We start from the raw sequence: 20,053 nt of genomic DNA, 5'->3' as shown, positions 1-20,053 counted from the left end.
CCCATCAATATAATGGTGGTTTGACGCCGAATGAATCAGAAAGATTGTTCTGGAAAAACTCTAAAACCGTGGCTAGTTTTTGTTGACCACTACAAGTTTGTTTAGTCCCAGAGAATCTAAAGTTCTGCATGGGGCAGCGCATGATGAACTTTATTTCAAATAGTCAGGCATATACAAACTATCTCTTTGACTACTTAATTTCAGATTGCCTAGATAGGTACATTAATAGCGTTTCGCATGGAAGCACTGTTAGTCATTTGCGTGTCGAACAAGTTGAGAATATCCCTGTTCCAGTGCCACCGGAAAATGAGTTGATTGCGATTCATGAGCATATCGCGAAGCTGAAAGAGCAATATGATGCTATTGAGTCGAATGCCCTGAAAGCTATAGACCTTATGCAAGAACGCCGCACCGCGCTTATCTCAGCCGCCGTCACTGGCAAGATTGATGTGCGCAACTGGCAAGCGCCAACATCTCAAAAGCAAGCGTTGGAACAAACCGCCTGAACCTATTGCTACTCTCGCTTGGAAAAAAGAACGCAAAGTGGCTTTTCGCTTTAGTTGGCAGCAAATAATATTAGCCAAAGTAATTGGTAAGGCAGGTAGGCGACAAGTGAGCGACACCCATGAGCATAGTACGCTATGTGATTGGGCGAGAGAACGCAGGCAACACCGCTGCATCGCCAAGGACGAAGGATAAAAGAAGAACAAGGTTATGAAAGACACGACACAAGAATGGGTATTTCAGAACGACATCATCAGCCAGATGGTGGCCAATGGCTGGGTGCAAGGCACTGGCGAAGGCTATAACCGCGAATCTGCTCTTTTCGAGGCGGATGTGCTGACCTTTATCCAACAGACGCAGCCGAAAGAGTGGGAGAAGTTCTGCAAAGTCTTCCCGACCGACTCTGAGCGCCACTTCCTTGATGCTTTGGTTACGCAGCTTAAAAAAGCCGATGAGAACGCCACCGACCGCGCATCACGCACCTTTGGCACCTTGGGTGTGTTGCGTCATGGTTTGAAAATCCGCAATGCCCGTTTTGAATTGTGTCAGTTTAAGCCAGAGCATAACCTCAACCCCGAAACCTTAGCGCGTTACCAGCACAACATCTGCCGCATTGTGCCAGAGCTGGTTTACAGCCCGTATGCCACGCAAGCTGAATTCGAAGCCACGGGTAAACAAGCCAAGAAATGGCGCATCGACTTGGTGCTGTTTGTTAATGGCTTACCCGTCTCTACCCTTGAGCTGAAATCAGAATTCAAACAAGCGGTAGAAAACGCCATTGCGCAGTACAAACTGACCCGTTTACCGAAAGACCCAGCCACCAAAAAGCCAGAGCCGCTATTAAGCTTTAAACGCGGTGCGTTAGTGCATTTCGCGGTAAGCCAGTATGAAGTCTATATGGCAACCAAGCTTGCGGGTGAAGAGACTTTCTTCTTGCCATTTAACAAAGGCACGCATGATGGTGGTAAGGGTAACGATATCCCCGAGGATGAAAACCGCTACGCCACCGACTACCTGTGGAATGACGTTTTAACCCCAGACAACCTGCTGAATATCATCGAGCGCTTTATCCATCTTCAAATCGAAGAAAAGGAAGACTGGGAGGGGCGCAAAACCAAGAAAGAAACCCTGATCTTCCCGCGTTATCACCAGTGGGATGTGGTAACCAAGCTGGTTAATGCGGCGATTGAAGAGGGCACAGGCAATAAATACCTGATCCAACACAGTGCCGGTTCGGGGAAGTCGAACTCGATTGCATGGACAGCGCACCAGCTATCTACCCTGCATGATGCCAACGGCACCAAGCAGTTTGATTCGGTGATAGTGGTGACTGACCGCACGGTACTGGATGACCAGCTACAAGATACTATCTATCAGTTTGAACATGCTGATGGCGTGGTGGGGCGCATTAACCGCAAAGAGGGTGATGGCTCTAAATCAGAGAAGTTGGCAACGGCACTGGAAACCTCTCAGCCTATCATCATTGTGACCATTCAAACCTTCCCACATGTGTTAAAGGCGATCGAGAACTCAACGTCACTCAAAGAGCGTCGTTACGCCATCATTGCCGATGAAGCGCACTCATCTCAAGGGCAGTCAACTTCGAGAAAAATGAAAGAAGTATTGATGTCTGAAGAAAGCGAGAACGACGAGGCCGTCGATACGGAAGACCATTTAAATAGCACAATGGAAGCCCGCAGAGGAAGTGCAAACATCAGCTTTTATGCGTTCACAGCAACACCAAAAGCGAAAACATTGCAATTGTTCGGTAGATGCCCAGATCCAGATATGCCGCCATCTAAACGCAATTTGCCCGTGGCTTACCACATCTATTCAATGCGTCAGGCGATTGAAGAGGGCTTCATTCTTGATGTTTTGAGGAACTACACCAACTACAAGGTGATTTATCAGCTCAAGCAGAAGCTGGAAGCGGAAGATAAAGAGGTCGATTCAGGCAAAGCCAAGCTGAAACTCAATAACTGGGTGCGCCTGCATGACCACAATATCTCGCAGAAAGTGAAAGTGATTGTTGAGCACTTCAAAAAAAATGTGATGGGCTTATTGGGGGGCCAAGCTAAGGCGATGGTGGTCACCAGCTCGCGTAAAGAAGCGGTGCGCTACAAGCTGGCTTTTGATAAGTACGTTGCTGAGCATGGCTATGCGGGGATTCGTGCGATGGTCGCGTTTTCTGGCGAAGTGGAGTTTAACGCCGCCGACCCAGACAGCACGGCGTTTATGGATCAGAAGTTCACCGAGCACAACATGAACCCTGACCTTAAAGGGCGTGAAATGCGCAAAGCCTTTAACACTGATGATTATCAGGTGATGCTGGTGGCCAATAAATTTCAGACGGGCTTTGACCAACCGAAACTCTGCGCCATGTATGTAGATAAAAAACTGGCTGGCGTTGAGTGTGTGCAGACGCTTTCTCGCCTCAACCGTATGTATCCGGGCAAAGCCGAATGCGGTACTTTCGTGCTCGACTTCTACAACGATCCGCAAGACATTCTTGATGCTTTTCAGCCTTATTATCAAGTGGCAGAGCTTGAGGATGTCACCGATCCTGACAAGATTTTCGACCTATCAGAGAAGTTGCGTGCTAGCGGTATTTTCTTATGGTCGGAGGTAGAGCAGTTCGTTGATGCCTTCTTTACTAAGAACAAGTCTAATGCGGCGATCAGTAATATCTGCAAGCCTGCGATAGACCGTTGGCGCAAGCGTTATACCTCTGCGGTAGAAGCATACATACATGCTAAGAACGTGTTTGAGCGCACCAAGAAAACGGGCGATGCGGTGTTAATCGCTAATGCCGAGAACACCTTTAAACAGTGCAAGCAGGAAAAAGACGGTCTTGAAATCTTCAAGAAGGATTTAGGTAGCTTTGTCCGCTTTTATGAGTTTATGTCGCAGATTGTCGACTACGACGACAAAGAGCTAGAGAAACTTAGCCTCTATGCGCGCCACCTGCGCCCAATGCTACGCGAGAAGATTATTGAAGAAGATGAGCTTGACCTTGGTAATGTGGTCATGAGCCACTATCGTCTGTCGAAGATCCGTCAACAGGACATTCAGCTGCAAGAGAACACGCCTGAGTACAAGTTGCAGCCAAGCAACGATGTAGGTACAGCCAAACCAAAAGACAAGAAAGAAGAGTTTCTTTCTCACATCATTGAGCGACTGAACGAGGTGTTTGTCACCGACAACCTGACCGACAAAGACATGATCAACTATGCCTTCACGGTACGCGACAAACTGACGGAAAACGAAACGGTAATGAACCAAATTGCCAATAACACCCGCGAACAAGCCATGCTGGGCGACTTCCCACGTGCGATTGATGATGCGATTCTAAGTAGTAGTGCCGCGCACCAAGAGCAGATGATGCAGTTGTTGTCTGACCCGAACAAAACCAAACAATTTGCGCGGGTTATCTTCGATATGTTGAGTGGGGTGAAGTAATGGCTATTGATGAGCTGGCCAACGCTACTCTCATTCGAATAGAGAGCACTTCAGTGAGGGGGTTGGTGCTGACTAGGCTGACTCAATTTGAAGCGCTCGATGGCGGTATGTATAATCCCGCCTCCCACGCTCTTATCGTGTCCCCTATTTTGTCCCTTGGGGGACATTTTGGGATATTTTGCGTATCGTAACTGCGATTTACATTGCTTCGCTATAGTGGAATATATAGCTAAGGCGCTGAAATTTAGTGAGATTTTAACTATGCATCCATCTTCCCGCTTTTCTGTCGCGCCGATGCTCGACTGGACCGATCGTCATTGCCGTTATTTTCATCGCTTGCTGACGAAAGAAACGCTGCTGTACACCGAAATGGTGACCACTGGCGCGATTATTCACGGTAAAGGTGATTATCTGGCGTACAGTGAAGAAGAGCACCCGGTGGCGTTGCAACTTGGCGGCAGCGACCCGGCGGCGTTGGCACACTGTGCGAAACTGGCGGAACAGCGTGGATATGATGAGATCAACCTCAATGTAGGCTGTCCATCCGATCGCGTACAAAATGGCATGTTCGGCGCCTGTTTGATGGGGCAAGCCACCTTGGTCGCAGACTGTATCAAGGCGATGCGCGATGTTGTCTCGATCCCGGTGACGGTAAAAACCCGCATCGGCATTGACGATCAGGACAGCTATGCGTTCCTGTGTGATTTTATTGGCACCGTCGCTGGCCGTGGCGAATGTGAAATGTTCATCATTCATGCGCGCAAAGCTTGGCTTTCCGGCCTCAGTCCGAAAGAAAACCGTGAAGTGCCCCCGCTGGACTATCCACGCGTCTACCAGTTAAAGCGTGATTTCCCTGCGTTGACTATGGCGATTAACGGCGGCGTTAAAACGCTGGACGAGGCGAAACAGCATTTACAGCATCTGGATGGCGTAATGATGGGCCGTGAGGCCTACCAAAATCCTGGCATCTTGGCTCAGGTTGACCGCGAACTGTTTGGCGCTCAACAGCCCTTGCAAGATAGCATCGCGGTGATTGAGGCGTTATATCCCTATATTGAGCGTGAACTGGCAAATGGCACCTATTTGGGCCACATCACCCGCCATATTCTTGGTTTGTTCCAGGGGATTCCCGGGGCGCGTCAGTGGCGTCGTCATCTGAGTGAGAATGCGCACAAGCCGGGTGCCGATGTTCGCGTGGTGGAACACGCGCTGAGTCTGGTGCGTCAGCCGCGCGTCGAAATGGCGTGATCCAAAATTAAATTGACTAAGAGTTAGTCTAATTGACCAAGCGCGTTGCAGGTTACAGCGCGCGATCCCCTCTGTTTCAGTGAGTTAGCAATTTTGCTAACTTGGCACGCTTCTTGTAAGTCTCCTGTCAGAATGTTTTGTCCGCCGTGACTGGGCAGAAACGGTTTATTGAGGAGCAATCATGTTAGAAATTTTCTTTTTTGTTGGCTTTGTCGTGATGCTGATGATTACCGGCGTATCGCTACTGGGTGTGTTCGCAGCGTTGATGGTAGCGGCGGTGTTTATGTTGTTTGGCGGCCTGTTTGTGATGGTGCTTAAGCTACTGCCGTGGTTGATTTTGGCCGTGGTTGGGGTGTGGATTTACCGTTCGATGCAGAAACCGCAGATTCGACGTTACTGAATCAATCAGCTGCGCCAGATGAAACGTTCGCCGTGGAATAGCGTTTGAATGCGGCAGGGATCACACCTTGGGGCTTTAAATGCTACTTCGGCACATTTCACATTCTTTTTATGTTACGAGGCTGTTAGGATATTTGCCGAAGCAGTGATGCTAACGATTTCATCACCGCACAAGACAGCCAAAAAATAATAGTGTTGCACCAGCAACCCCGTGTCTTGCGCGGACTCTGCTCTACCCCTACAAAACGCTGTACCAGAAAGGGCTCCTCACGGAGCCTTTTTCTTTGGTGGCGATTAACGGCCAGGAATCAGCAGGCTAGAACCACTGGTTTTGCGGCTTTCCAAGGTTTGATGCGCACGTTGCACATCGGCCAGCGCGAAAATTTGCTCATCCCGCACCGTAACGTTGATTGCACCGCTGCCGATCAAGGAGAACAACTCATTGCTGGCGTACTGTAACGCTTCGCGATTGTTGATATAGCCGTTGAGCGAAGGGCGGGTGACGTACAGCGACCCTTTTTGGTTGAGTATTGCCAAATCGACACCGGTCACCGGGCCGGAAGCATTGCCAAAACTGACCATCAAACCCCGGCGCTTCAGGCAGTTGAGTGAATCGAGCCAGGTATTTTTACCTACGGAGTCATACACCACATTGACCTTCTCTCCGTGGGTCAATTCCGCCACGCGTTGTGCAATATTCTCTTTTTGATAATTGATGGTTGCCCAAGCACCTGCCTGTTGCGCCAGTTCTGCTTTTTCATCGGAGCCGACGGTGCCGATGAGCTTGGCACCGAGCGCTTTTGCCCACTGGCAAGCGATCAAGCCAACGCCGCCTGCGGCAGCATGGAACAGGAAGATTTCGCCGGGCTGCACGTCATAGGTTTGACGCAGCAGATAATGCACCGTCAGGCCTTTAAGAAACGATGCCGCACCCTGTTCGAAGCTGAGGTTTGCTGGCAGCAGCGCGATATTTTCCACCGGCACGTTATGAACGTCGCTGTAGGCGCCCAGCGCCGATTGGGCGTAGACCACGCGATCGCCGGGTTTCACGGCGCTCACGTTCGCCCCCACTTTGGTCACGACACCGGCCGCTTCCGTACCCAACCCGCTTGGCATTGACGGAGGGGCATACAAGCCACTGCGGATATAGGTATCGATGTAATTGATGCCGATGGCCTTGTTTTCTACCTGAACCTCATCGGCAGCCGGATCGGCCGGGGTAAAATCAACGTACTGCAGTACTTCGGGCCCACCGGTTGTGGAAAATTGAATGCGTTTGGCCATGAGTTCTCCTCGTTTTCGCGGTTGCGCGCGTGTTCTAATTTTAGGACATGGGTATTTATCATTATGTATACTGACGCGTCGTCACTTTATAACAGGTATTGCATCCCCACTATGGCAGGAAAGAAACCCACCAACAAATCTAACGACGCTCAGGCACCGCGCGACCGCCAGATGGAAGGGCTGAAAATGCCGCCGCATTCGCTGGAGGCGGAGCAGTCCGTGTTGGGCGGTTTAATGCTGGATAACGAGCGTTGGGACAACGTCGCAGAACGCGTGGTTGCCAATGACTTCTTTAGTCGCCCGCACCGCCTGATCTTTACTGAGATGCAGCGCCTGCTGGAGATGAGCAAGCCGATCGACCTGATCACGCTGTCTGAATCATTGGAGCAGAAAGGGGAGTTGGACTCCGTCGGCGGTTTTGCCTATCTGGCCGAACTGTCGAAGAATACACCGAGCGCCGCGAATATCGGGGCTTATGCTGACATCGTACGTGAGCGTGCGGTAGTGCGCGAAATGATCTCCGTGGCCAATGAGATCGCCGATGCCGGTTATGATCCGCAAGGGCGCAGCAGTGAAGATCTTCTCGATCTGGCGGAATCGCGCGTTTTCCAAATCGCTGAAAACCGCGCCAATAAAGACGAAGGGCCGAAGAGCATCGATCAGATCCTGGAAGCGACCGTTTCACGGATCGAATCGCTGTATCAGACGCCGCACGACGGTGTAACCGGTGTCGATACCGGCTATCAGGATCTGAATAAGAAGACGGCGGGTCTGCAAAAATCGGATCTGATCATTGTTGCGGCACGTCCGTCGATGGGTAAAACCACCTTCGCCATGAACCTGTGCGAAAACGCCGCGATGCTGCAAGAAAAACCGGTGTTGATCTTCAGCCTTGAGATGCCAGGCGAACAGATCATGATGCGTATGCTGGCTTCGCTATCGCGGGTGGATCAGACGCGCATTCGAACCGGCCAGTTGGATGATGAAGATTGGGCGCGGATCTCCAGCACCATGGGCATCCTGCTCGAAAAACGCAACATGTACATCGATGATTCTTCGGGTCTGACGCCAACCGAAGTCCGTTCGCGCGCGCGGCGTATTTTCCGCGAGCATAACGGCCTAAGCCTGATTATGATCGACTATCTGCAATTGATGCGCGTACCTTCTTTATCCGATAACCGTACGCTGGAAATTGCCGAAATTTCTCGCTCGCTCAAGGCGTTGGCGAAAGAGTTGCAAGTGCCGGTGGTGGCGCTGTCGCAGTTGAACCGCTCATTGGAACAACGTGCAGACAAACGCCCGGTTAACTCCGACTTACGTGAATCGGGCTCGATCGAGCAGGATGCCGACTTGATCATGTTTATTTACCGTGATGAGGTCTATCACGAAAACAGCGACATGAAAGGGGTGGCGGAAATTATTCTCGGTAAGCAGCGTAATGGCCCGATCGGCACCGTGCGTTTAACCTTCAATGGTCAGTGGTCGCGTTTCGATAATTACGCGGGCCCACAATATGATGATGAATAACCTGGCTTAACAACAGACTCTTTCTCTGTCATTTGCGGCGGGGCAGTGCTTAGCCTCCGGTTCGGTTGTGGTACTTCTTCCGCGCCTGCGCTGCCTGTAATAATGACGCGTCTTGGCCTGAGCCTTATTAAGGAACTGGAATGAAAGCGGCAACCGCTGTAATCGACCGCCGCGCTCTGCGACACAACCTGCAACAGGTACGCCGTCAGGCGCCACAAAGCCGCCTGATCGCGGTAGTCAAAGCAAATGCCTATGGGCATGGCCTGCTGGAAACGGCTCACACTCTGCAAGACGCGGACTGTTACGGCGTCGCGCGGATTGGCGAAGCATTGATGCTGCGCTCCGGCGGCATCGTGAAGCCCATTTTACTGCTGGAGGGCTTCTTCTCTGCCGAAGATCTGCCGATTTTGGTGGCTAACAACATCGAAACGGCGGTACACAGCATCGAACAGCTCGAGGCGCTGGAGCAGGCAGAATTGCCGCGACCGGTGCAAGTGTGGATGAAGATTGACACCGGCATGCATCGTTTAGGCGTACGGCCCGAACAGGCCGAGGCGTTTTACCAGCGCCTGTGTGCGTGCCGCAATGTGGCACCGCCGGTGAATATCATGAGCCATTTTAGCCGTGCGGATGAACCAAGTTCGGACACTACGCTGAAACAAATCGCCTGCTTTGAGCAGTTTGCCCGGGGTAAACCGGGACAGCGCTCAATCGCAGCATCGGGCGGTACGTTGCTGTGGCCGGACGCCCACAATGAATGGGTTAGGCCGGGCATTATTCTGTATGGCGTTTCGCCAATCGAAGAACGCGGAGGCGAGCAGTTCGATCTGCAACCGGCGATGACGCTCACATCCTGCCTGATTGCGGTGCGCGAGCATAAGGCGGGGGAAGCGGTAGGCTACGGCGGCACCTGGGTGAGCGAGCGTGATACGCGGCTGGGGGTGGTGGCCGTGGGGTATGGTGACGGTTATCCACGCAGCGCACCAACGGGCACCCCGGTATGGCTTAACGGCCGCGAAGTACCCATTGTCGGTCGGGTTTCGATGGATATGATTTCGATCGATCTGGGCCCGGATGCGCGGGATCAGGTGGGTGACGAAGTGGTGCTGTGGGGCGCGCCACTGCCGGTAGAACGTATTGCCAGCGTGACCGGCATCAGTGCCTATGAGCTGATCACCAAGCTGACTCAGCGTGTGGCGATGGAATATATCGGCGAGTAGCGTTGCCGTGATGCGGCCCCTCGCTGGTTGCTTGCGCGTGAGGGGCGCTCAATGGGGTTATTTCTTCACCGCCAACCAGCGATCGATAATCTGCTGGTATTCCCCGCTGGCTTTCGTCAAATGTAGCCACTGATCGACATATAACTTCCAGCTCAAATCATCACGCGGCAGCATGTAGGCTTTCTCGCCATATTGCATTGGCTTTTGCGGGTTGACCGCGCACAGTTTCGGATAGCGTTTTTGCTGATACAGTGCTTCGGAAGCATCGGTAATCATCACGTCGGCCTTACGGTCCACCAACTGTTGGAAAATCGCCATATTGTCGTGCGACAACGTCAGTTTGGCTTTGGGCAGATGGGCGCGCACAAAGGCTTCATTGGTGCCACCCGCCGGTTCAATCACCCGTACCGAGGGTTTGTTAATCTGTGCGATAGTGCGATATTTTTTGACGTCGGTGCAGCGTACCAGCGGAATTTTTCCATCGGTATCCAGTCTTTCGGCGAAGAATGCCTGTTTTTGCCGCTCCAGCGTCACGGAAATACCGCCCATGGCGATGTCGCATTTACCGGCGTTGAAATCTTGCATCAGCATTTTCCAACTGGTTTTTACCCATTTGATCTCTGCCCCGAGGCTTTTTGCCAACGACTGCGCCATGGCGATATCAATCCCTTCGTAGCTGCCGTCTTGTTTTAAAAAGGTGTAAGGCTGGTAATCCCCAGTGGTACAGACATCCAACTGTTTCTGCTGAATCACTTTATCAAGATGTGACTGTGCGCTGGCGTAACCTGTGGCGAAAAGCAGTGTGAGAGGCAGTAATTTCTTCATCATGTCCCTTGGTTGAGTAAGTGGTTTTATGCGCTACTTTTAGCCGCTTATTATGGGTGATTTCGCTAAAATACCCGCTTTTTATGCCATCGAAAACCGTGAGATCCCGTTTTGCTACGGCATATATACCCTAAATAATTCGCGTTGCAGGAAGGCGGCAAGGAAGTGAATCCCGATGAGCTTACACGGGTAAGTGATTCGGGTGAACGAGCGCAGCCAACACACATGCAACTTGAAGTGTGACGGGTATATTGCATTCGCGTATCAGAGAGGGTAACAACGGTAAAAAAACTGATAGTCTGTAGCGTCAACATTTCTTAACACAGTTTACAGGTGGCTATGTACAATATTGACGATTTTGATATGAAAATCTTGACGCTGTTACAAGCCAATGGTCGTTTGACCAACCAGGAGTTGAGCGATTTGGTGGGGCTTTCTGCCTCGCAGTGTTCGCGACGACGCATTAGTCTGGAACAGGCACAGTTGATTCGTGGTTATCATGCGCGGCTAGCACCGGAAGCCGTCGGGCTGGGCTTGGTGGGGTTGATTGAGGTCAGCTTGGTGTCTCACGCCCAGCAAAATATTGATAGCTTCCATCGCATGCTGGAGGAGATTGATGCGGTAATCGATGCGTATAAAACCACTGGTGATGCGGATTATCTGTTGAAGGTGGCCGTGGCCGATTTGCCTGCGCTTAGCGATTTCATCAGCCAGACGCTGTCCAGCCATAACAGCGTGTCACACATCAAAACCGCGGTGGTGCTTAATCGCATCAAGGAAAATGGCTTATTACCGGTTAGTCGTTAAGAAAAGTTGCCACGTTAGTCAGGGTGAGCATCGCCACGCGTGAGGCGGGAATGTCACCGTCGATTGCGTCTATACCTAAGATAATTCGAGTTGCTTGTAGGCGGCAACTGACTGAGTCCTTGGGAGCATAGCCAACTATGTGACCAAGGTGAAGAAAGGCAGCCAACACCCAAGCAACTTGAAGTATGAAGGGTATATATTTGGTAGGTTAGGCTTATCTGTAGCCGAATAATAAAATCAAGGAGAACCCCCAGTGTTCCAACATGTTGATGCTTATGCTGGTGACCCGATCTTATCGCTGATGGAAACCTTCAAAAAAGATCCGCGAGCGCACAAAGTTAACCTGAGCATTGGTCTTTACTACAACGAACAGGGCATTATTCCGCAGTTGCAAGCCGTTGCTGCCGCAGAAGCACAGTTGAACAGCGTGGAACAGAGCGCATCGGTCTATCTGCCGATGGAAGGGCTGCAACCGTATCGTAGCGCTATTCAGCAATTGTTGTTCGGGGCAGAACACCCGATGTTGCAGCAGGGGCGTATCGCAACGGTACAAACCGTCGGTGGCTCCGGGGCGTTAAAAGTCGGGGCGGATTTCTTGCGCTATTACTTCCCCGACTCCCAAGTTTGGGTGAGCGATCCAACTTGGGAAAACCATATTGCTATCTTCAGCGGTGCGGGTTTTAAGGTGAATACCTATCCCTACTTCGACGGCGAGAGCCTGGGTGTGCAGTTCGCGGCAATGCTCAGCACGCTAGAACAGATGCCGGCGAAAAGTATTGTGCTGCTGCATCCGTGTTGCCATAACCCAACGGGTTCCGATCTGACGCCTGCGCAGTGGGATGAGGTGGTAAAGGTCATCGCCGAACGCGAGCTGATTGCCTTCCTCGACATCGCTTATCAGGGCTTTGGCGCCGGTATGGAGCAAGATGCTTACGCGATACGTGCTATCGCCGCTGCGGGATTGCCATGCCTGGTCAGTAACTCGTTTTCGAAAATCTTTTCACTGTATGGTGAGCGGGTGGGCGGGCTTTCCGTGGTATGTGAAAGCAGTGACGCCGCGGAGCGGGTATTGGGCCAATTAAAAGCGACGGTGCGCCGTAACTACTCCAGCCCACCCAATTTCGGTGCGCAAGTCGTGGCGAAAGTGCTGAATGATGCGCAATTGAAGCAGCAGTGGCTGGATGAAGTTGAATCGATGCGCAGCCGCATTCTCGACATGCGTCAGACATTGGTAACGGCGTTGAAAAGCGCGTTGCCGCAGCGTAATTTCGATTACCTACTCGAACAGCGTGGCATGTTTAGCTATACCGGTTTCAGCGCGGCGCAGGTTGATCGTCTGCGCGAAGAGTTTGGCGTGTATTTGATCCACAGTGGCCGCATGTGCGTGGCGGGTTTGAACCATAACAATGTGCATCAGGTTGCCGAGGCGTTTGCGGCGGTGCAGTAAATACTGTTAGGGTAAATGACGTTCAGCTTGCAGGGGGCGATAGCGATATCGCCCCTTTTTGTTGCCGGTTTGTCAGCAACGTTGCTGTAAACCGGATAAAGAATATACTCAATGGGGGGCGCTCACCTATGTGGCATCAGCAAACGCTTATCCTCAGCGCCAAAGCGCGTGGTTTTCATCTGGTCACTGAGGAAATTACCGATCGGTTAACCCACTTACATCGTCTGCAAGTCGGTCTGTTGCATCTGCTGTTGCAGCATACTTCCGCCTCGCTGACGCTTAACGAGAACTGCGATCCCACGGTGCGATCGGATATGGAACAGCATTTCTTGCGTCAAGTGCCAGAAAACGCGGCCTATCAGCATGATTACGAAGGGGCGGATGACATGCCTGCCCATATCAAATCGTCGTCGCTGGGGGTGTCATTGACGCTACCGATTAGCCATGGGCGGTTGATGCTGGGGACGTGGCAGGGGATTTGGTTGGGAGAGCACCGCATCCACGGCGGCGCGCGCCGTATTGTCGCGACTTTACAAGGGGAGTAACCCTATGAATCAGTCAGAGTTATTAGATTATTGTATGGGTAAGCCGGGCGCGGAACAGAGCGAAGAGAACCCATGGAAGGCTAGCCAAGTTAAAGTGGGCGAGATGATGTTTGCGATGGTGTTGGAGATCAATGGGCGGCCAGCGCTAGCGATTAAATCCAGCCCTGAACAGGCCGAAAGCCTGCGTGAGCAGCATCCTGAAATTGTACCGTGTGAGCATCTGAATAAAGCGCATTGGAATGCGGTATTTCTGGACGGCGCACTGCCGAACTCCCAGTTTTATACGTTGATCGATGGCTCCTATAAGCTCGCCCTAGAAGGGTTGCCGGAGCAGGTGCGTCAGGCGCTACGCGTCTAGTTTTTACCTATTCTCTCGGTTGGCACCATCGGCGTGCCCGTTGAACGGTAGAAAGCTCTGGTCGGGGGAAAAACATCTTACCCCTCATGCGGAGATATGCTGTCGGCATCAGGCGATAGCAATGCGCGGAGCGGTGAAAACGTCGCCCATTGGCTCATGTTATATTGCAGGTTTATCGCGTTTTAGCCGTAATTGAGAGCGGCTAAAAATAGCGCTGTCATGCATTTTTTACTCTTTCCTCTGATGTACTTCCGGCTTATTAATCTGTGATAATTTGAAATCGAAAAATAGGGCGGTGTTTTTAGTGTTTTTTATTGAGATTGCTCCTATTGAAAGTTTTATAATTGTTGCTCTAATAAGTCATGTTTATAGTCTAAATAACGTGGGTTGCGGAAAAATACGTTATACATTCTTTAACACAGTCTTGCATGTAATTTTGAATGTGACGAGATAGGTAAAGAAAAAAGGGAACCGTGGAGAATTCCACTAAAAGGAGACATTGCTATGAAATTACACCACTCGCTATTTTTGGCTTTGCCGTTGCTGGTTTGTTCCTCGTTGTCATTGGCATCGCCAAACTGTGCAATAAAAGAGCAAAAAATCCGAACCCAGCTCGACTATGCGACCCGTTACGGTAACGTTTATCGCATTGAAGGGCTTAATCGTGCCTTGGCCAATGTCCAAAGATATTGTTATGGCGGTTATCAATCGGGCTACAACCGATATGATTATGTGCCCAGCGGTCAGTCCGCTGGTGATTTTAATCACCAAGCGTTTATCGCAAAAAAACAACGTAAAGTGTTAAAGCGGCAGGAGAAACTGCACAAAGCGCAGATGAAAGGCAAACCGAGTAAAATTGCGAAAGAACAGCGGAAACTGGCGGAAGCAGAGTTTGAGCTAAAACAGGCACAGGCGATGTGGAAATAAAATCCGTCAGTTTATTTTAACATCGGGGTGAAGTTTTCTGTCACAACCTTTATTTAAAGGTGGCCGTTCACGCGGTCACCGAGCGTAATTTTCTTGTTTTTTATTCGGTAGAAAGAGATGTTGCGATAATAAGGCTGGAAATATTTACCTTGGTTGATAATAAATATTCAATAGGCCATCAATAACCCGCCGAAAAATAAATTAACCTGTCTGTGCGTGTTATCTGACAGCGCGACAAACATACTTTTCCTCTTTTAACGTTAACCTGCAAGGCTCATCCAACAGGGTATTGCGCTGCTTTAATCGGCAGCAATCAGAATGCCATGCCCAACGGTTGTAGAAACCGGTAGGGCATGGCACGGGCATTGCCTATTTTGCTGCTAACATGGGTTTCAGGAACCGTGCAGTATGGGATGCCTCACAGTTAGCCACGGTTTCCGGTGTGCCTGAGACCAGTATTTCACCGCCGCCGCTACCGCCTTCCGGCCCGAGATCAACAATCCAATCTGCGGTTTTAATTACATCAAGATTGTGTTCAATCACCACGATAGTGTTGCCTTGATCGCGAAGCTGATGCAGAACCGCCAGCAATTGCTGAATATCAGCGAAGTGCAGGCCGGTGGTCGGCTCATCGAGAATATACAGCGTTTGGCCGGTTCCACGCTTCGACAATTCGCGCGCCAGTTTCACCCGCTGTGCCTCACCGCCGGACAAGGTGGTCGCCGACTGGCCAAGACGAATATAGGACAAGCCCACGTCCATCAGGGTTTGCAGCTTGCGTGCTAGCGCGGGCACCGCGTCGAAGAAGTCACGTGCTTCCTCGATGGTCATCTCCAGCACCTCGTGAATGCTTTTGCCTTTGTACTTAATCTCCAGCGTTTCACGGTTATAGCGTTTGCCCTTGCACTGGTCACACGGTACGTAAATATCTGGCAGGAAGTGCATTTCGACTTTGATCACCCCATCGCCCTGGCAGGCTTCGCAGCGGCCGCCTTTCACGTTGAAGCTGAAGCGCCCTGGCGTGTAGCCGCGAGTACGCGATTCCGGTACGCCAGCGAACAGTTCGCGTACCGGGGTAAAGATACCAGTATAAGTCGCGGGGTTGGAACGCGGCGTACGGCCAATCGGGCTTTGATCGATATCGATGACTTTATCGAAGTGCTCGAGACCGTTGACTTCACGGTAAGGCGCGGGTTCAGCCAGCGTTGCGCCGTTCAACTGGTGCTGAGCAATCGGGAACAACGTATCGTTAATCAACGTCGATTTCCCGGAGCCGGACACACCGGTAATACAGGTGAATAACCCCACCGGCAACGTCAGCGTAACGTCTTTCAGGTTGTTGCCGCGTGCGCCGCTTATCTTCAACACTTTGTTGGGATCGGCCGGAACGCGCGCTGTTGGAATGGAAATTTCGCGTTTGCCGCTGAGGAATTGGCCGGTGAGCGACGCCGGTTGCGCCATGATGTCATCGACGGTGCCTTCTGCCACCACTTGGCCGCCGTGCACGCCGGCACCGGGACCGATGTCGATGACATGGTCGGCAGCACGGATTGCGTCTTCATCGTGTTCAACTACGATCACGGTATTACCGAGGTTACGCAGGTGGATCAGCGTTTCTAACAGGCGTTCGTTGTCACGCTGATGCAAACCGATCGATGGCTCATCCAGTACATACATCACGCCAACCAGCCCCGCACCAATCTGGCTCGCCAGGCGGATACGCTGTGCTTCACCGCCGGAAAGGGTGTCCGCCGAACGCGACAGCGACAGATAATTCAGCCCGACGTTGACCAAGAACTTCAGGCGATCGCCGATTTCTTTCAACACTTTTTCAGCAATTTTGGCGCGCTGGCCGCTGAGCTTGATGTTTTGGAAGAAGTCCATCGCATGGCCGATGCTCAGATCGGAAATTTCCGGCAGTGTGGTGTCTTCTACGAACACATTACGTGATTCTTCACGCAGGCGGGTACCGTGACAGGACGCGCAAGGTCGATTGCTGATGAATTTCGCCAGTTCTTCACGTACCGCGCTCGATTCAGTTTCTTTATAGCGGCGTTCCATGTTGTGCAGCACGCCTTCGAACGGATGGCGGCGAACGGTGGTATCACCGCGATCGTTAATGTATTTGAATTCGATCGATTCTTTGCCTGATCCGCTCAACACTGCCTTTTTCACCTCGGGGCTCAGGGTATTAAACGGCGCTTCCACATCGAATTGATAATGCTCTGCCAGCGAGCGCAGCATTTGGAAGTAATAGAAGTTACGGCGATCCCAACCCCGGATCGCGCCACCCGCCAGTGACAGTTCGGGATTTTGCACTACGCGATCGGGATCGAAGAACTGTTGAACGCCCAAACCGTCGCAGGTCGGGCAGGCACCGGCCGGGTTGTTAAAGGAAAACAGACGCGGCTCAAGCTCACGCATACTATAGCCACAGAGGGGACACGCGAAGTTGGCTGAAAACAACAGCTCCTCGGCTTTTTCGTCATCCATATCAGCCACTACCGCGGTGCCGCCGGAAAGCTCTAACGCCGTTTCGAACGACTCCGCCAGGCGTTGAGCCAAATCATCGCGCACCTTAAAGCGATCGACCACCACTTCGATGGTATGTTTCTTTTGCAGCTCCAACTTGGGGGGATCGGAAAGATCGCACACTTCGCCGTCGATGCGCGCCCGGATGTAGCCCTGGGTTGCCAGGTTTTCCAGCGTTTTAATGTGCTCACCTTTGCGATCTTTGATCACCGGAGCCAGCAGCATAAGACGCTTGCCTTCCGGCTGATTGAGCACGTTATCGACCATCTGACTGACGGTTTGTGCCGCCAGTGGCACGTGATGTTCTGGGCAGCGTGGCTCGCCAACGCGGGCGAACAGCAAGCGCAGGTAATCATGTATTTCCGTGATGGTGCCGACGGTGGAGCGCGGGTTGTGCGAAGTCGATTTCTGCTCGATAGAAATCGCCGGTGACAGACCTTCAATATGGTCAACGTCCGGCTTTTCCATCAGCGAAAGGAACTGGCGAGCGTAAGCGGAGAGCGATTCGACGTAGCGACGTTGCCCTTCGGCATACAGTGTATCAAAGGCCAGTGAGGACTTGCCTGAACCGGATAATCCGGTGACAACAATCAGTTTGTCGCGCGGGATAATCAGGTTGATGTTTTTGAGATTATGGGTTCGAGCACCACGAACTTCGATATTGTCCATTTACACTTCCCGTTTAGATGATACACCGTGCTTGTCTGCGTTTTTTACGGGCGATTTCATGATCAAGCGAGCAAAAAACCGGCACGGCCAGTACGAAACGCATAATTATGACACAAGTAAACCTGAATGAATATCCAGTATACCAATGCAACAAAGTCGAACGCGGAGACATTTCTGGAATACAATACGCAGTAATCATCGCGGGTGTGGTTTCGGCCTTAGCATGATAAACTTACTCGTTTATACTGTGTAAAAGTCATTCATCAGGAGAGAGCTCATGGCCAGCAGAGGCGTAAATAAAGTAATTCTGGTCGGGAATTTGGGCCAAGACCCAGAAGTCCGTTACATGCCGAATGGTGGCGCGGTTGCCAACATTACCCTGGCTACCTCCGAAAGCTGGCGCGATAAGGCGACAGGCGAGCAGAAAGAGAAAACCGAGTGGCACCGCGTTGTGCTGTTTGGCAAGCTGGCGGAAGTGGCGGGCGAATACCTGCGTAAAGGTTCCCAGGTTTACATCGAAGGTGCATTGCAGACCCGTAAATGGACCGATCAGGCTGGCGTAGAAAAGTACACCACCGAAGTGGTGGTCAACGTCGGTGGCACCATGCAAATGCTGGGTGGCCGTCAAGGCGGTGGCGCACCGGCGGGTGGTGGTCAGGCTTCCGGCGGCCAAGGCAACTGGGGTCAACCTCAGCAGCCACAGCAGGGCGCTAACCAGTTCAGCGGCGGCCAGCAGGCGCGTCCGGCGCAGAATACGGCACCCGCAGCCAGCAATAACGAACCCCCAATGGATTTCGACGACGACATTCCGTTCTAAAAATACCATAGAGCTTTATGTCAATAATCGCTTCTGAAGCCCCGCTATTCGGGGCTTTCTTTATTTTTGGAAAGGAAAAATTTGACTGGGTGCTTTTGGGATATCAATTACGCTGAAGGAATGGAAAGCATTGTTGCATGGCATGCTCATAGCCATTTAAGGCTACTTTGTGCCAGGAGCGGGCGTTAAATTGAGTTGCCGGTTCTTAACCGAAGAAAACAGGGACAGAACAAAAATAGACAGTGATAATGTCGACGACTGACTGAAAATAGCGAGGGAATACATGCTGTTTTCCCTCGCTTACAGGTTTACTTTTTGAGGATTTTTCCTTGTGTGTCGGCATCTGTATCCCGCCAGACATCTTCGCCTTCTAGGCGTCGGTCACCCTGAATGGTGTAAATAATCTTACCCTGTTTAAACTGAAGGCCGCCATCCAGTTTCTTAGCCTTAATGCTCTTACCATTAATCGTCACTTTATCATAAGCGTCAATACTGATATTGGCCACGGTAGCCCCACTATCGCTCACTGCCTGCCATTGACCGGTATAAGGGCTTGCAGTAGAGGCATTGCTGCTATCGTTATTGACGAATCCAGCCTTAGTGTTTTCTGCCTTTGTTTTATTGATATCACACCCCTGGGCTTCGGACACTTGCGTACAGCCGGATTGCTCCAGTTTTTGCCGGTACTCTTTATTAATTGCCCAAGCAGGAGTACTGAGGAAGGATGCTAAAGACAGGCAAAGTACTATTCTTTTTTGAATCATAATGATGTCCTCAGTCTATTCAGATATGGTCATACGCAGACATAAATTTTCTGGGTACGTGGAAAAGTAATTTTGGATCATAAGATATGGAACCGGGTATTCGTCAAGGTAATGCTTCATCAGTGTCAGTGGGACCAGAATCAGTAATAGCCCATCACGATAGTCTAGGATCTCATCGACTAGCTTGCCGAACTGGCGGGAAGTCAGCTGATGACGAAATTACCTCTGAATGTATCTAAAAACACTCTTTTTAAGATCTTGCGCCAAGCTTATTATATTCGTGTAAGGCTTACGTCCGCTCCTCGCTCACAGCGGGCTATCAGTGGCAGTGCAAAGATAAACGTAATGATTGCAGTGCTGCGCTCGCGAATGTTTCACGGAATAATGTACGGAAAGTCTCCGATCTTTTCTAACTGACTAAGTTGAAAGGATTTCATGCCTCACGAGCGTTGCCAGATGAGCCGAACCGATCCGCTTCGGTTGTTCATTAAGAACCCTGAAGCCCTGCCACGGCAGGTTTTTTTGTTGCTGATCACGATCCAGCCGCCTGATGCCAGGTTGATTAACATCATGATATGTTGCGCCGTGGCGAAAGCCGGTTTCGGCGTAGTGCAACGGATACGTACCGTGGCGGTGAAAGCACAAAGGTATAAAAAATACGTTGGCGTGATAAGCTATAAACACGTTACACCCAGCGCCAGTCAATCAGGCAAACGCCTTC

At 51.2% G+C, this 20,053-nt stretch carries 16 protein-coding genes and 1 pseudogene; 12 read left to right on the top strand and 5 right to left on the bottom strand.

The window, feature by feature from the left end:
* Positions 1 to 128: 128 nt before the first annotated feature.
* From ACQKDS_RS16840 to pspG, 4 genes are all read left to right on the top strand, one after another.
* Complete coding sequence (locus tag ACQKDS_RS16840) at positions 129 to 506, top strand: restriction endonuclease subunit S (protein WP_399672687.1); 378 nt, start codon at positions 129 to 131, stop codon at positions 504 to 506.
* Positions 507 to 714: 208 nt separating this feature from the next.
* Positions 715 to 3,963 (top strand): type I restriction endonuclease subunit R, encoded by a 3,249-nt coding sequence (locus tag ACQKDS_RS16835; protein WP_399672685.1) that lies wholly within the window; start codon positions 715 to 717, stop codon positions 3,961 to 3,963.
* 261 nt (positions 3,964 to 4,224) lie between these two features.
* On the top strand, positions 4,225 to 5,211 hold the full coding sequence (dusA, locus tag ACQKDS_RS16830) for a tRNA dihydrouridine(20/20a) synthase DusA (protein WP_399672683.1): 987 nt from the start codon (positions 4,225 to 4,227) through the stop codon (positions 5,209 to 5,211).
* Positions 5,212 to 5,392: 181 nt separating this feature from the next.
* Positions 5,393 to 5,611 carry an envelope stress response protein PspG gene (gene pspG, locus ACQKDS_RS16825; protein WP_399672681.1) on the top strand — a complete coding sequence of 73 codons (219 nt, stop codon included), beginning with the start codon at positions 5,393 to 5,395 and terminating at the stop codon, positions 5,609 to 5,611.
* A 293-nt stretch (positions 5,612 to 5,904) separates the two neighbouring features.
* On the opposite strand, the gene ACQKDS_RS16820 is transcribed toward pspG, so the two are convergent.
* Positions 5,905 to 6,894, bottom strand: a complete 990-nt coding sequence (locus ACQKDS_RS16820) for a quinone oxidoreductase (RefSeq protein ID WP_399672680.1) — start codon at positions 6,892 to 6,894, stop codon at positions 5,905 to 5,907.
* 111 nt (positions 6,895 to 7,005) lie between these two features.
* Between ACQKDS_RS16820 and dnaB the strand changes: the two genes are divergently transcribed.
* Positions 7,006 to 8,421, top strand: a complete 1,416-nt coding sequence (gene dnaB / locus ACQKDS_RS16815) for a replicative DNA helicase (protein ID WP_399672678.1) — start codon at positions 7,006 to 7,008, stop codon at positions 8,419 to 8,421.
* Between the two features lie 140 nt (positions 8,422 to 8,561).
* Positions 8,562 to 9,641: an alanine racemase gene (gene alr, locus ACQKDS_RS16810; protein ID WP_399672676.1), complete on the top strand. Its 1,080-nt coding sequence runs from the start codon at positions 8,562 to 8,564 to the stop codon at positions 9,639 to 9,641.
* Positions 9,642 to 9,698: 57 nt separating this feature from the next.
* Here alr and ACQKDS_RS16805 read toward each other — a convergent pair whose 3' ends face one another.
* Positions 9,699 to 10,466, bottom strand: coding sequence for a transporter substrate-binding domain-containing protein (locus tag ACQKDS_RS16805; RefSeq protein ID WP_399672699.1), 768 nt, complete (start codon positions 10,464 to 10,466; stop codon positions 9,699 to 9,701).
* 339 nt (positions 10,467 to 10,805) lie between these two features.
* On the opposite strand from ACQKDS_RS16805, the gene ACQKDS_RS16800 reads away from it, so the two are divergent.
* The 5 genes from ACQKDS_RS16800 (at position 10,806) to ACQKDS_RS16780 (ending at position 14,550) form a co-directional block, all read left to right on the top strand.
* Positions 10,806 to 11,273 (top strand): Lrp/AsnC family transcriptional regulator, encoded by a 468-nt coding sequence (locus ACQKDS_RS16800; protein ID WP_399672675.1) that lies wholly within the window; start codon positions 10,806 to 10,808, stop codon positions 11,271 to 11,273.
* Positions 11,274 to 11,526: 253 nt separating this feature from the next.
* A complete protein-coding gene (locus ACQKDS_RS16795) occupies positions 11,527 to 12,720 on the top strand; it encodes an amino acid aminotransferase (protein WP_399672673.1) in 1,194 nt (397 codons plus the stop codon).
* A gap of 128 nt (positions 12,721 to 12,848) precedes the next feature.
* Positions 12,849 to 13,265: a secondary thiamine-phosphate synthase enzyme YjbQ gene (locus ACQKDS_RS16790; RefSeq protein WP_399672671.1), complete on the top strand. Its 417-nt coding sequence runs from the start codon at positions 12,849 to 12,851 to the stop codon at positions 13,263 to 13,265.
* Positions 13,266 to 13,269: 4 nt separating this feature from the next.
* Positions 13,270 to 13,623 (top strand): MmcQ/YjbR family DNA-binding protein, encoded by a 354-nt coding sequence (locus ACQKDS_RS16785; protein ID WP_399672669.1) that lies wholly within the window; start codon positions 13,270 to 13,272, stop codon positions 13,621 to 13,623.
* Positions 13,624 to 14,127: 504 nt separating this feature from the next.
* Positions 14,128 to 14,550, top strand: coding sequence for a DUF1090 domain-containing protein (locus ACQKDS_RS16780; protein ID WP_399672667.1), 423 nt, complete (start codon positions 14,128 to 14,130; stop codon positions 14,548 to 14,550).
* A gap of 369 nt (positions 14,551 to 14,919) precedes the next feature.
* Here the strand turns inward: ACQKDS_RS16780 and uvrA are convergent, their stop codons facing one another.
* Positions 14,920 to 17,751 carry an excinuclease ABC subunit UvrA gene (gene uvrA, locus ACQKDS_RS16775; protein WP_399672665.1) on the bottom strand — a complete coding sequence of 944 codons (2,832 nt, stop codon included), beginning with the start codon at positions 17,749 to 17,751 and terminating at the stop codon, positions 14,920 to 14,922.
* 277 nt (positions 17,752 to 18,028) lie between these two features.
* Here uvrA and ssb1 point away from each other — a divergent pair, with 277 nt between their 5' ends.
* A complete protein-coding gene (ssb1, locus tag ACQKDS_RS16770) occupies positions 18,029 to 18,568 on the top strand; it encodes a single-stranded DNA-binding protein SSB1 (protein WP_399672663.1) in 540 nt (179 codons plus the stop codon).
* Between the two features lie 308 nt (positions 18,569 to 18,876).
* Here the strand turns inward: ssb1 and ACQKDS_RS16765 are convergent, their stop codons facing one another.
* Both ACQKDS_RS16765 and ACQKDS_RS16760 read right to left on the bottom strand, forming a co-directional pair.
* Entirely contained in the window at positions 18,877 to 19,332 is a 456-nt protein-coding gene (locus ACQKDS_RS16765) for a hypothetical protein (protein ID WP_399672661.1), read from the bottom strand.
* 15 nt (positions 19,333 to 19,347) lie between these two features.
* Positions 19,348 to 19,551 (bottom strand): annotated as a pseudogene (locus tag ACQKDS_RS16760) (DUF1722 domain-containing protein); the annotation flags it as partial.
* Between the last annotated feature and the right edge of the window lie 502 nt (positions 19,552 to 20,053).

This window comes from Serratia sp. NPDC078593 (genome assembly GCF_050268245.1).
Lineage (GTDB): Bacteria > Pseudomonadota > Gammaproteobacteria > Enterobacterales > Enterobacteriaceae > JBNNGK01.
Note: the sequence above shows the minus strand (reverse complement) of the source record. Positions and strands in the feature narration are given on the sequence as shown.